Source organism: Paenibacillus sp. Root444D2, from assembly GCF_001426375.1.
In the GTDB taxonomy this organism is placed as follows: Bacteria; Bacillota; Bacilli; order Paenibacillales; family NBRC-103111; genus Paenibacillus_E.
The window spans coordinates 314,975-329,042 of sequence record NZ_LMEO01000034.1; the positions used below are offsets into that span (position 1 = coordinate 314,975).

A 14,068-nucleotide genomic window follows, 5' to 3' on the forward strand; every position below is an offset into this window, starting at 1 on the left:
AGGTTTGGGATTTTTTTTGAATTTATAGATATAGGAGTGGGAACAGATGAAAGATTTTGCAGGATATATATTTGATTTGGACGGTACTATTTATTTGGGGGGGCGCTTGATTGACGGCGCAGCTGAGGTGATCGAATCCCTTCAATCGAGACATAAAAAAATCTTGTTTTTAACGAATAAAACGATTGAATCCCGAGACAAATACGTCACCAAACTAAACGGTTTGGGCATAAAAGTCGGGATTGACCAAATCTTGAGTCCGACGCTGGTTACCATTCGGTTTTTAAAAGAAAAATACGAAGACTGTAAAATATACGTGATCGGGGAACCATTGATCAAAGAAGAATTCAAGCAGGCGGGGTTTACATTCGCAGAATCACCTGAAGAAACAGATGTAATCATCACCTCATGGGATCGTGAGTTTCACTACTCTCATCTGGATTTTGCCTATCAAGCGATTAAGAAAGGAGCTATGGTCCTTGCCACAAATCCGGATAGAACTTGTCCGACGGAGGGAGGTGATGTTCCGGATTGCGGGGGGATGATCGGAGCTATTGAAGGAGCAACAGGAAAGAAAATTGAACTTATTACCGGTAAACCGTCCATTTATATGGCCAAAGCGGCATTGGAAAGTTTGAAGCTAAACGCAGATCAATGTCTAATGACAGGTGATCGGCTTGAAACGGATATTTTGATGGGTAAACTAGCGGGTTTGCATACGGCATTGGTTTTGACGGGAATTACACAAAAGGAGGATATTTCCAAATCAGACTGTCAACCGGATTATATTCTTAATTCTGTATATGACCTCTTGTTAGAGGAGGTTATCGAAGAGACTGCAAGTACATTAGAATTGGATTGAAATGAGACGGCGAGATCATGGGTTAATAAGAGGAGGAGAGCTATGAATCGTAAGTTCAAACAAATAGTCGTTTGCTCGGTTGCTCTGTCACTGTTCGCCGCTTCGGTCGTGACCGGGATCGATATCCCGGCTGTATCGGCATCTGCTGTTTCGGCCGTATTTATTACGGAGCTGGTTCCGGACACGGTAAATGTAAATTCAAATGATGGCTACGAATACGTCGAGCTTTACAACGCTTCAGATGAACTGATTGACTTGACGGGTTACAAGCTTCAGGGGAAAATTGACGGTGTTTTTAAATGGGAAGGAACACTTGGTAGTAACGTACGAATTCCCCCTCGTGAAACGGTGCTGATTTGGACTCAAAATAGTGTGATCAGTGGAAACACACCACAATTGACACGTGACCAGTTCAGAAGCAATTATGGTATCGCTGAGTCCGAACTGCCGAATGACCGTATACATGTTCTGCAAAACGTTTCTGGCTTGTACAACGGAAGCTCTTCACAGAAAAATATAAGCATTTCCCTAGTCGACCTGCTCGGTTCGGAAATCGTTGTCGCCACATATTTCGTGAATTCTGATAACGACGATACGTTCGAAAACAAAGGCATTTCATTTAAGCAGCCTTCCTCTGGGATTGCTATGGTGTATAACGGCGGAAATAAGATAGCAACGCCGGGACGTATCGCCTCCGATGAAGTGCCAGGAGTGGCGCCGAGTGACGTGATCGCAGCTGGGGGAGACGGCAGCTTGACGCTGTCGTGGACGCCGAGCAGCGATTCGAATGTGATCGGCTACCGGATTCATTCCCGAAACGGTCTTTCAATGGCGTCGGTTACTGATGTGACCTATACGTATACCGGACTGACTAATGGATCCGATTATACGTTTACGTTATCGTCCGTCTATGCTGACGGAGGCGTATCCCCAGCTTCGCTCCCGGTACGCGGAAAGGCGGGCATTCCAGTTATTCCTGCTGTTGCGACTGGCTTACAAGCGCTTCCTCGTGATAAGGCGATTCGTTTGAGCTGGGATGCTTCTACTGAGGGGGATGTTGCTGGTTACCGTATTTATAAGAACGGCGTGCAGCTGCCGGATTTGGTGATAGGCTCCTCCTATGTGGCAACAGGTTTAACGAATGGCCAAAGCGTCACGTTCGCTGTCTATACCGTCAATCAGTCAGGGTTAATGTCTGCGCAGCCTGCAGTGGTTGCACAAAAACCGCAGGCCGCCCCCTCGTTTGTAGTTACGGAAATGGCGCCAAACACGAAAAATATCGACTACAAAACAGGTGGGACAGATGCGTTCGAGTTTATTGAGCTGTACAATTCTACCTCTACGCCCATTAACGTCAAAGGATTTATTTTAAAATACATAGCAGGTGCAACCGTTTTTGATTATCTCATCACGGAAAACAAAATGATCGCGCCGCAAGGGACATTCCTTATTTGGTTCAAAAACACCAACGTACAGCAGGTTGGACTGCCCGAATTCAATCTGGCTTACGGCAGCTCGATTGTGGAGGATCAGATGATCGTAGTCGTAAACGGCGGCATGTCGAATTCGGCGTCGCGCCGTGTACAATTTCTAGATCCCGACAATATCGTGCTTACTGATACGACCTACAAGGTTGAAGATATCGGCGAAAGCATCAGTGCCAACTTCATTCCGGATCGCGGCAATGGGGTTGTCTCGGCCGACAGATTTTCCATGCAGGCCAATCCGGGTTTTCTGTATCCGGTGCAAAAGGTAGCCGATCCAGCTGATATGGTGCGACCAGCTGCCCCTACTGACATACAGGTAGCGGCTGGTGTCGGTGGAGTGAAGATGACCTGGAGCGATAAGCTCGAGCCAGATGTTGCCTATGTGAACGTATATGTGAATGGCGTGGTGCTAAATAAGCTGCTCATGCCGGAGAATAAGGCGATTATTGAGGGACTGGAAAACGGGACGGCGGTTTCCTTGCAGGTGAGCACGATCGATACGGCTGGCAGAGAATCCGATTTGACCGCTCCGATCGTTGCAACACCGACGGCTGATACAATGCCGGGGGTAATGATAACGGAAATTGTTCCCGACACATGGAACACAGAGCCGCTCGAATCGCGCGATGTCTACGATGCGTATGAGTTCATCGAGCTGTACAATCCGCATTTGCAGCCGTTCGATCTGAACGGGAAAACAGTGCGGTTTACGCAGCCAGATGATGCTGCGAAAAGCTGGTCTTGGACGTTCGATCAGCCGACCCCCATCGAGCCGAAAAAAAGCATTCAATTTTGGGTGCGTCCGAATGGGCTCAGCTATTTAAAGCCGGACGGATTTAACTTTTTCTATTACGGCTTCCAAGAAGCAAAATATGTTCCACATTCGGCTTTCGTGTATGGCGACGGCGCAGGCGGGTTATCCAACAATGGCGGTATCATCGATATCGTCGAGCCGGACGGTACTGTTCTCGTTTCGGCAACGTATACAGCCGGTCAATTTCTCGAGAAAAAAGGGATTACCTATGCGTATCCGATGTTCGGCGGCACTGACATGCGGACCGTCGGCATTCAGCAAACCGGGACGCCTGGTGTAGTTAACTCTACGCAAATTCCTCGTGAGTCGACGCATGACCAAATTGCACCTGTAGCACCTACAGGGTTTCAAGCGGAGCCAAACCGAGGTGAAGTGACCGTCAGCTGGGAGCCAAATGCGGAATCGGACTTGGCAGGGTATCAGTTGTACATGGGTGGACAGCTTGAGGTGACATTGCCGACATCGGTAACGTCGTACACGATACCGGCACTTCCGGGTCAGGTTGCGGTGACGTTCGAGTTGAGCGCGATAGATAACACCGGCAACGAATCCGCGCGCGTATCGGCTACGGCTAAGCCAACCTACCCGTTAATGACTCAGGTAGAACGAGAGCCGAGCCCTGCGAATGCACTTACTGAATCTCGGTACATGGCGGCATGGGATGTCGGGGGGAAGGGTCCGATCATACCGGGTCTTCTACAAGGTCACGTTCCTCAGGGGATGTCATATTTTGCAGATAACCAGCATGAATGGATACTGATGGCTGCGTATCACTATACGGGGGATCCCAGCACTTTAGCGCTCGTCGATGCAAAGACAGGCACTTTGGAGAAATATGTTAACCTCAAAAATCCCGACGGTTCCATTTACACCGGGCATGCGGGCGGTGTTGCGGTAAGCCGGGATAACATATGGCTATCATCCGGCAAGAAGATGTACCGGATGCCGATTCAGACGCTGATCGATACGCCGGACCAAGGCTTCGCACAATTTGCGGATTCGTTCGGCGTTGTGACGAATGCCTCATTCGCGTCGTATGAGGATGGGATACTGTGGGTTGGAGAATACAGCAACCCGCCTTCTTATACGACAAGTCCGTCGCATCAGATCCAAAACCGAAACGGGGAGTCTCACTTGTCGTGGATCGTTGGTTATGAGCTCGATTTAAACGACAGACTTCCATCGGATACACCCAGCTTTCGAGAAGAGAGCATGGACAAATTTGTGCCTAAATATGTGATAAGTATCGGTGATAAAATCCAGGGCGTTGCGTTTAACAAGGGAGAAGTGCTGCTCACTTATAATCAGGGGCGGCCTTACAACTCGATTGTTCGCTATGCAATGCCGAACGTTTCTGACCTGTCCACGAAATATGCGGAAACGTCCATCGGCGGCGTTACAGTTCCGTTATGGTTGTTGGACAGCGTGAATAAAACGGGTTCGATCAATGTTCCAACCGGTGCGGAGAATATGTTCATCCGCAATGAGGATGGTGCTGACAATCTGTATGTGAACTTCGAATCGGGTGCGAACCATATGCGGTTCATGTCGTCCTATTCGATGGATCGATTGCTTAAGCTGAATCTTGATCAGCTGCGCGCATATGACAATCGGACATTAGCAGGTATTCCCCAGGAAATGAAGATCGGCGCTCAAGCGCAGGCGATCGTACTTGCAGACCGAGGTAAACGCAATGCAGAGAACGTAACAGGCAGCTATATATGGACGAGCAGCGAGCCTTCAATTATCGAGGTCACAGCGGAAGGCTATATTCGCGCCATAAAACCGGGTACAGTAACGATTACCGGTACGGCCGGCGAGAGTGTGCTCAAGGCTTCCGTTCGGGTAACCTCTCCGGACTCAATTCGCGCAGATTTTCCTTCGAGCGGACGGATGACCGAAGGTACGGAGTTCCAGCTTGCGGTCAAAGCTGTTTATGCGGACGGGTCGGAAAGTGATATAACTTCATTGGCTGCTTACACGCTCAAAGGTAGTTCCGGGGCTCTCGAGGTAAGCCGATTGGGGTTAGTCCGGGCCATTAAACCGGGTATGGAAATGATTTCGATCGTATTCGAGGGAAAAACGTTTGAATTGAAAGTAATTGTTAGCCCAGAAGAGGCCGGGGGAAGGAAACACCAGTCCCGTTGAGCAAAAGACGAATTAATTCCAAGCGGTAGAGATGAAGGAGAACCTCTTTGGAAGAGATGCGGTTTGTTTGCGCATTTTTTCTAAGGGGGTTTTTATATTTTACATGGAGGAGAACCATACATGAGACCTACATTTTCAGCAGCTAACAGATCGATTATTTTAGAGACAATGGCGCAGAGCGAGCTAGATATATTGGTTATCGGAGGTGGGGTCACAGGAGCCGGTATCGCGCTCGATGCAAGTGCGCGCGGTATGAATGTTGGACTGTTGGAGAAGAACGATTTCGGTTCCGGCACAAGCAGTCGCTCTACGAAGCTTATTCACGGCGGGTTGCGGTATTTGAAGCAGGGAGATGTCAAGCTTGTGCAGGAGGTTGGACGGGAACGGGCAATTTTGTACAAAAATGCGCCGCACCTTGTCATTCCCGCACCGATGCTTCTTCCTGTATATAAAGGCGGGACATACGGTTACCTTGCCTCGTCGATTGGTCTATACATCTATGATTGGCTGGCAGGAGTCGCCCGCAAGGAGCGGAGAAAAATGTTTGACCGTAGGCAAACAGCCCAGCTCGAGCCACTGCTGAAGCAGGATGGCTTGAAGGGAGGCGGGCTATATTTCGAGTACCGAACGGACGACGCCCGGCTAACGATTGACATTATGAAGACTGCTTACGCGCAAGGCGCCAGCATCGTGAACTATGCAGAGGTGACGGAGTTTATTTACCGTGACGGTAAAGCGGTGGGTGTTCGTGTACACGATCGCATCAACGGTACGTACACGCAAATTAATGCCAAACATATTGTCAATGCAACCGGCCCGTGGGTCGATAAGGTGCGAGATATCGACGGTTCCTTGAAAGGGAAACGCTTGTTCTTAACTAAGGGTGTCCATCTCGTTGTTGATTACGAGCGCTTTCCGGTAAAACAGGCTGCCTACTTCGATACACCGGATGGTCGCATGGTGTTCGTCATTCCACGCGGCAAGGTGACCTATATCGGCACAACGGATACCGTCTATTCGCAATCCATTGAGAGCCCAAGAACGACGATAGAGGATCGCGACTATATTATTCGTGCGGTGAATTTTATGTTCCCTAGCATTGGGCTTACAACGGATGATATCCGTTCCCATTGGGCTGGGCTTAGACCGCTCATTTATGAGGAAGGCAAAGGGCCTTCTGAGCTGTCTAGAAAGGATGAGATTTTCGTTTCCGACAGCAAGCTCATTACCATAGCCGGCGGCAAGCTGACAGGTTTCCGCAAAATGTCCGAGAAAGTCGTCGATCTTGTCGCCAGCGAGCTGCATAACACCACTGGACGGAGCTACCCGGCCTGCAGTACGGATAAGATCACGGTGAGCGGTGGAGAAGTTTACCAGAGTGGTGCGAGCTATGCGGATTGGAAGAAAGAAATGCTGAGATTGGGAGCCGCACAAGGCGTAAATCAAACGGTCATGCAAGATTGGATTGATACATTCGGTTCGAATGCGCTTCGCATTATGGACCGTCTACCGGCTTTGAAACAGCAAAACATTCCTATAGAAATGCACTGGCTGCATGCAGAGCTGATGTACTGCATAGAAGAAGAAATGACCGTCGACGTGTCCGATTTCTTGAGACTGCATACAGGTTGGACCTATTTCCAATTGAGTAAGGCGGAGAAATATGCTGACGCAGTATTTCAAATACTTTGCAATCACCTGTCATACGACGGAGCTCAGAAGGAAAAACAGCTCAACATGATGGAAGCGTTATTCGCTTCTATTAACGATCTCCCGGTAAATGATCATGCTATCTAAAGAAGGGGGTGATCAAAGATGAGCAGTGTATGGCATATTACAGATCTAGAGCTTACCATACGAATTCTGCTGGCTGCAGGGTTAGGGGGACTCGTAGGCTTGGAGCGGGAATGGAGCAACCATGCGGCTGGTTTACGCACGCACATTCTTGTCTGTATCGGATCAACGGCAATTATGCTGCTGTCGATATATGGCTTCTCCGATTTCGTTAACGAGCCGCAAGTGCGGGTAGACCCGGCACGACTGGCGGCGCAGGTCATTAGCGGCATCGGGTTCCTGGGAGCCGGTACCATCATGCGGACCGGCTTGACTGTGTCCGGTCTGACGACTGCCGCTTCCTTATGGGTGGTGGCGGCGATCGGTCTGTGCGTCGGCGCGGGCTTCTTGTATTGCGCGGTGCTTGCAACGGTTATGGTATTACTTAGTTTGGTTGTGCTTAACAAATGGGAAAAGTATTTAATGCGCAATCGGCGAACGATGGAGGTAGTGATAAAAATCGTCGATAAGCCCGGCGTGTTAGGCAACATTGCTACCAAATTCGGCGAGAACGGCATTCACATCGTGAACGTCCAGATGAAGCCTGATGGCATGACCGAAGTGGACGGTGTATTGGAGGCGGTCGTGGAGCTGCGTTTCAGTTTGAAGGCAAGCCAAGGGGAGACGCTAATAAAGGCGTTGGATACGATCTCTACATCAGCGCATATCCTGTCTACGGAGTCGAAAACCTTTAGCATGGTATCAGGTTCCCGGAAGTCAAGCAGGCATGCGGTAGGATAAATTGCATAAGCCGATCAACTTCTTGTATGTGATGTTAACAAATGGTAAAATATACTGTTGTATTGACTATTACGCAATTATGTGAAATACTAGTAACAGTGAAAACGCTTTAATTCGTTCATAACGATTGGGTCGGAGATCATTGAGACAGCCCAAGAGACGAACGGACCGTGTGGTAATTGCGCGGCTCCTTTGTTTCTTGTGTCTCAGTGCTCTCCTTTTTTCATCTCCAAAAGTAATACCAAAAATGGAAAGGGGATTTTACAATGAAATTAACAAAATGGTTTCCCTTGCTTGCGGCATCTTCTCTTATGCTAACAACAGCGGTTGGCTGCTCGAACGGTGGGGAGGAAACACCGGCGGAAGCGTCAATTGCACCGGTGGTGGAAGACAACTCGCCGATTACGATTCAATATTGGCATTCTCATGCTGAAGTGCAAATGCCCGCAGTCAATTACATGATTAGTGAGTTCCAGAAAAAGTATCCGAACATCACGGTCGAACCGGTGTTCCAAGGTGCATACGTCGATTTGCATAAGAAGCTGCAGGCGGCTGTTGCGGCTAAAGAAGTTCCTGCCGTCACCAATGTGGAAGTTTCAGTGTTACCTAACTTTGCTGACAGTGGTGTGTTTGCAGATTTAAGCGGTTACATATCCCGTGATAAAGTAGATATGAACGATTTTTCCAAAGGGATGTTGCAAGCGTATTCTTATAACAATAAGCAATACGGCTTCCCGTTAATCGTCAGTACAAGCGTTATGATTTACAACAAAACGATGCTCGATAAGCTGAATGTTAAACCGCCGCAAACATGGGCTGAAATCGAAGATTTTAATAAAAAGGTTACGGTTAAGGAAAATGGGAAAACGAGCCGTTACGCTTTCTCCGTACCAGGTTGGGATACATGGTACATGGATCCGTGGGTATCTAACGGCGGTGGCGCGATTCTGAGTCCAGATCATAAGAAAACGCTGCTTGACCAGCCTGATAGTCTGAAGTGGATTCAAAACTTCGAAAAATGGACTAAGGAAGGTTCTATGCATATGGGTTACGGCAAAGGTGCTTCAGACACCATGCGCCAAATGTTCTTAGAGGAAAAAGTAGCGATGGTTCAGCATACTTCGGCTGTCTTGAAAACCTACCTGCAAAATGCGAAATTTGAAGTAGGCGTTTCATTCCTGCCTGGCGACAAAGAACGCAAATCGCATATCGGTGGAGCAGGCATTGTTATGATGGACGGAGCTCCTGCTAAACAGAAGGAAGCTGGTTGGAAGTTCGTGAAGTTCATGACCGCAGCTGAGAACAATATCAAGTGGGCGGAAGGCACAGGTTACTTGCCAACTCACAAGTCCGTTCTCACGACAGAGGAAGGCAAGAAGTACTTTGAGAAGCTGCCGCAGTACAAAGCGGTGTTTGATAATTTCGACAATGTCGTAGGCCGTCCGCAGCACCCGACTTATCCGGAATTCAGCAAGAAGTACATGGAAGTGGTTGGTAAAATGCTTCTTGAAAATGGAGATCCAGTGCCTCTTATGAAGGACGCTGTGAAAGAAATCGATGCGATTTTGAAAGAAAGCTAGAAAGAAAGGGGAGTCGCCATGAAAGCGACGGAAAGCCAGCCTGTCCGTATACAGCAAGCGACCAAACGGTCTAATACCCGTTGGTTAGAATACTTGAAAGACTTTTCGTTTGCAGTGCCCGCATTGGTCATATTGACTCTGTTTATCTATTATCCGCTCCTAAATTCGTTATACCTCAGCTTTACAAACTGGAATATGACGAAGCCGGTGAAGAAATTCATCGGCTTCGACAACTACGTCTATTTGCTGACTAGCGACACGTTTTATAAAGTGCTCAAAATTACATTTACGTACACCATATTAGACGTTCTGCTTACGCTCGGACTCGGGCTGTTACTGGCACTTTTGTTTAACTCGGTTTCGAAGTTTTTTGGCTTTATGCGGGCGATCATCTTCATGCCGCATTACATCTCGATGGTTATCGTGTCTATGATCTTCCTATGGATTTTCAACGGTCGATATGGATTGATGAACGAATTGCTGAACTGGGTGGGATTGGACCCGATACAATGGCTGACCAATACGAAGACCGCACTTTGGGTGCTTGTCCTTATTGGGGTTTGGAAAGGCGTCGGTTTTACAATGATAATCTTCATCGCCGGGCTTAGAAGTATTCCGGTCGAATATTATGAGGCTTCCGGCATCGACGGGGCGACGAAATGGACGCAGTTTTGGAAAATTACATTGCCGCTGCTGTCTCCGACAACATTATTCCTGGTCGTTACACACTTTATTTCTTCGATGCAAGTGTTCCAATCAGTCGATGTCCTCACGAACGGAGGCCCACTCGATTCAACGAAAGCTATGGTCTACTGGATTTATGAAATGGCGTTTTCCGAGTTTCGAACAGGCCGAGCGTCTGCTCTTGTTATCATGTTCTTCCTCATAATCGTCTTGCTGACCATGGTGCAAATGTATGTGTCCAAGAAGAAAGTCCATTACGAAGGGTAGGTGCCAGTGACATATGAAAAATCCGCTGTTTACCAGTACCCGGGTCATTGTCGCAATCGTTATTACGTTATTTATGTTTTTTCCTATTTATTGGATGCTGATTACTGCTTTGAAAACATCGAGTGAGCTGCGCATGGCTGTACCGAGCTTTTGGCCGGAAAAGCTGATGTGGGAAAACTTCGCAAGCGCTTTCAAGGCAATTCCTTTCTATCGTTTTACCGTAAATACGGTCATCCAGACTGTCGGTATCGTATTTCTGCAAATTAACATCGGCATCATGGCTGCGTACGCATTCTCTAAAGGTACGTTCCCAGGTAGAGATGCCCTGTTCGCTCTTGTACTGGCCGCGCTGATTGTTCCAGAGCAGGTCGTGTTCGTACCTATTTACGTAATGCTGTCGAAAATAGGTTGGATTAATACGTACTACGCATTGATCATTCCACACGCGGCTTCAGCATACGGCATTTTTCTGTTGCGCCAAATGTTCCGATCGATTAATAACGATGTGATTGAGGCCGCTAAAGTGGATGGAGCGAGTCGTTTGCAGGTGCTTTATCGCATTCTGACCCCGATGGCGATGCCGACGGTAGCTACCTTGACCGTCATCAGCTTTATACATAGCTGGAATGCCTACTTCTGGCCGCTCGTTATGACCAACTCGAATAAAATGCGCGTGCTGACGGTCGGTATTTCCATGATGCGGGATTCAATTGCTGGCGACGAGGCGCTTAACTTTCACCTGTTGATGTCTGCGAGTATCTTGGTTATTTTACCTATCGTTATCATGTTTGTGTTCGCACAGAAATATATTGTTGCCGCCATGGCGAACTCAACATTTAAGTAAGAGAGGAGCTTCATGCATCATGACAAAACAACCATTGTTAGTCATCGCGCATCGTGGAGCGAAAGGGGAAGCGCCGGAAAATACGCTGGCGGCTTTCCTTCTCGGACTTGAGCAAGGTTGCGACGCGATTGAATTAGACATTCATTTATCCAAGGATGGAGAAATTGTCGTTATTCATGACGACACAATGAACCGGACGACAGACATAAGCGGTAAAGTGAATGAATTGACGCTCACGGAGCTTAAGCAAGCTGATGCAGGTCGATGGTTTCATGAGAAGTATGCGGGTGAGCGTGTGCCGCTGCTGGAAGAAGTATTCGATCTCGTACCGACGAATGTCATGATTAATGTGGAAATTAAATCTTCCTATGGGCGTAAATTAGAGCCTGCTTTGGTGGAGCTCATGAGACGCAAGAACCGCATTCAAAATGTCGTTGTTTCTTCATTCGACCATAAATGTTTACTGTTTCTGAAGCTTCTTGAGCCGGAAATCAAGATCGGTCTTCTATATGATTTTACCCCAGGGCAGCATAACCAATTAGCGGCAGGCTTAGGGACGCCGGTATACTCGCTGCATCCCAAGCATACTCGAATCGTCGCTGAAGATGTGCGTGAAGCAGTTGCACATGGTCTTCGCGTATTTGCTTACACGGTCAACGACGAAGAAAATATGGCGAAGTTGATTGATTATGGCGTCTCGGGAATTATTACAGACTATCCAGGCAAGCTGAGGACTTTGTTATCGTATACGGCTAGTGCGGGGGCAGGACGATGAAACGAACGGCATGGATTGTTCTTCTTGCAGGATTATCGGCGCTAATGGTAACCGGCTGCCAACAGGGGGCTTCATCGGTTTCGACCACGCCGTCTTCAGTGTCAACGAAACCGACCGCTGAAGCCGGAGCTGTCGGCGGGGCGGTGAATAAGTCTGGCAGCAACCAGGCTGCAGCGACACCCGCAGTTTTTACACAAGAAGAAGCGGGTATTAAAATCCGAGTCGACATGCCGGAGATCAAAACCTTTTTGCAAAAAGCAAACCAAGGTCCCATTGTCCCTGCATTAAAACAAAATGCGATCCCGCAAGGCATGGCCTACTTGGAAGACCTTAAATGGATTCTGGTGTCGTACTACAGAGAAGATGGTAAGCCGAGCTTGCTAACGGTAATAGACGCCGGTACCGGGAAAATGGTTAAGGCGCTTGAGCTCTATAAAAGCGATGGCACTCCTTACAAGGGGCATGCTGGGGGGATCACGGCAAGTCGGAAGCATATCTGGATTTCTTCGGAACAAGATGTGAACTTTTTCAATACGGAAGATATCCAAAAAGCGGATAACGGTAAGCTTACTTTCAAAGGTTCAGTGAAAAACGATACGCGTGCTTCATTTACGACTTACGCGGACGGCGTCTTATGGATCGGCGAGTTTGCTCAAGGCACTGACTACCCGACGGATAAGTCACATTACCTGACGAATCGCGATGATAAAGAACACAGAGCATGGGCGGTCGGCTATAAGCTGGATGCAGAGACAGACCTGCCTGTGGCAAAAGAGCAGGGGTCGACACCTGCTGTCCCAGACTATATTATGTCGCTGCCAGGCAGCATTCAAGGCATGTTTGTTACAAAGGACGGCATATGGCTCAGTCAATCATCCGGTCGCAATAATGCAAGTACACTGCACCGTTTCGTCAATAGTATGACAGTAGACAAACCGCATACTACAGTGTCAGTTAGGGGCAAAGATGTTCCCGTCTGGTTCTTGGACAGCAAGAGCTTGAAAAGTAAAATGGAAGCACCCCCCATGTCCGAAGGGTTGTTCGAAACGAATGGACAGCTGTATATCCTATTTGAGTCGGGGGCAACCAAGTACAAAACTTCTTCCAGCTACGCGCTGGACAGGATTCAAGTCCTGCCGCTTCATGAGTAAGAACTGGTTGGCAAGCTGCGAACAATTCATGTATGATATTGGAAGTTCGATGATTTAATTCAACTTCATTATCAAACTGAGGAGGAGGAGCTGCAATGATTCAAGGCCTGGCCCATAGAGGATACCCGAGGAAGGTTCCTGAGAATACGCTTGCATCTTTTCAAGCAGCTTTAGACTTATCGTATAGTCATTTGGAGTTGGATGTACAGTTAACCAAAGACGGCGTACCTGTCGTTATTCATGATACGACGGTCAACAGGACGACAAATGGCAAGGGCAGAGTGGTGGATTTCATGTTCGACGAGCTGCGGAAATTGGACGCCGGAAGCAGTCAACTGATCCCGACGCTCGAGGAAGTGCTGCAGTTGGCCAAGGGAAAGGCCAAGGTGGACATTGAACTGAAGCAGAGCGGCAATCTGTACCCTGGATTGGAACAGAAAGTACTTGATGTGGTACGTTCTTGTGATGCTCTTGATCAAGTATTCGTGACATCCTTCGATCATTATTCGATCGTCCGGATGCGCGAATTGTCTCGCGAGATCGAGCTTGGGCTAGTCCTTTACGGAGCAACGCCTTCTGTCTTTCCGCTTGCCAAGCAAATTGACGCCCGTTACGTTTCTGTCAAATATATTTATTTGACTGACGAATTTGTTCAACGCTGCGATGAGCAGGGCATCCAATTGATAGCGTGGACGATTGACGATGAGCAAGATATGCGTGATATACGCTCCCGATACCCGCACATTTGGGTTTGCACGAATGAACTGGACCGGTGGAAGCAGTGCATGGAACCGTTCGGATCGATTGTAAATCAGTGAAAATGACATAAAGACGAGCCGTTATCTGAGGATAGCAGTTCGTCTTTTTGTTATACGGTTCTAA

General features: G+C 48.1%; 10 protein-coding genes. All 10 read left to right on the plus strand.

The features are described from left to right. Positions 1 to 46: 46 nt before the first annotated feature. The 10 genes from ASD40_RS19755 to ASD40_RS19800 all read left to right on the plus strand — a co-directional run bounded on the left by ASD40_RS19755 (position 47) and on the right by ASD40_RS19800 (position 14,004). Positions 47 to 862, plus strand: a complete 816-nt coding sequence (locus tag ASD40_RS19755) for an HAD-IIA family hydrolase (protein WP_057304862.1) — start codon at positions 47 to 49, stop codon at positions 860 to 862. Positions 863 to 904: 42 nt separating this feature from the next. Then, positions 905 to 5,311 (plus strand): lamin tail domain-containing protein, encoded by a 4,407-nt coding sequence (locus ASD40_RS19760; RefSeq protein ID WP_057304863.1) that lies wholly within the window; start codon positions 905 to 907, stop codon positions 5,309 to 5,311. Positions 5,312 to 5,431: 120 nt separating this feature from the next. Beyond that, a complete protein-coding gene (locus ASD40_RS19765) occupies positions 5,432 to 7,108 on the plus strand; it encodes a glycerol-3-phosphate dehydrogenase/oxidase (protein ID WP_057304864.1) in 1,677 nt (558 codons plus the stop codon). 18 nt (positions 7,109 to 7,126) lie between these two features. Further along, positions 7,127 to 7,885 carry an MgtC/SapB family protein gene (locus tag ASD40_RS19770; RefSeq protein ID WP_057304865.1) on the plus strand — a complete coding sequence of 253 codons (759 nt, stop codon included), beginning with the start codon at positions 7,127 to 7,129 and terminating at the stop codon, positions 7,883 to 7,885. Positions 7,886 to 8,151: 266 nt separating this feature from the next. Next, positions 8,152 to 9,465 (plus strand): ABC transporter substrate-binding protein, encoded by a 1,314-nt coding sequence (locus tag ASD40_RS19775; protein ID WP_057304866.1) that lies wholly within the window; start codon positions 8,152 to 8,154, stop codon positions 9,463 to 9,465. 18 nt (positions 9,466 to 9,483) lie between these two features. After that, positions 9,484 to 10,416, plus strand: coding sequence for a carbohydrate ABC transporter permease (locus ASD40_RS19780; RefSeq protein ID WP_057304867.1), 933 nt, complete (start codon positions 9,484 to 9,486; stop codon positions 10,414 to 10,416). 13 nt (positions 10,417 to 10,429) lie between these two features. Continuing rightward, on the plus strand, positions 10,430 to 11,260 hold the full coding sequence (locus tag ASD40_RS19785; RefSeq protein WP_057304868.1) for a carbohydrate ABC transporter permease: 831 nt from the start codon (positions 10,430 to 10,432) through the stop codon (positions 11,258 to 11,260). Positions 11,261 to 11,279: 19 nt separating this feature from the next. Beyond that, positions 11,280 to 12,035 (plus strand): glycerophosphodiester phosphodiesterase, encoded by a 756-nt coding sequence (locus tag ASD40_RS19790; protein ID WP_057304869.1) that lies wholly within the window; start codon positions 11,280 to 11,282, stop codon positions 12,033 to 12,035. After that, entirely contained in the window at positions 12,032 to 13,186 is a 1,155-nt protein-coding gene (locus ASD40_RS19795; protein ID WP_057304870.1) for a hypothetical protein, read from the plus strand. Before ASD40_RS19790 ends, ASD40_RS19795 begins: the two co-directional genes overlap by 4 nt. Before the next feature lie 95 nt (positions 13,187 to 13,281). Continuing rightward, entirely contained in the window at positions 13,282 to 14,004 is a 723-nt protein-coding gene (locus ASD40_RS19800; RefSeq protein ID WP_057304871.1) for a glycerophosphodiester phosphodiesterase, read from the plus strand. Positions 14,005 to 14,068: the final 64 nt, after the last annotated feature.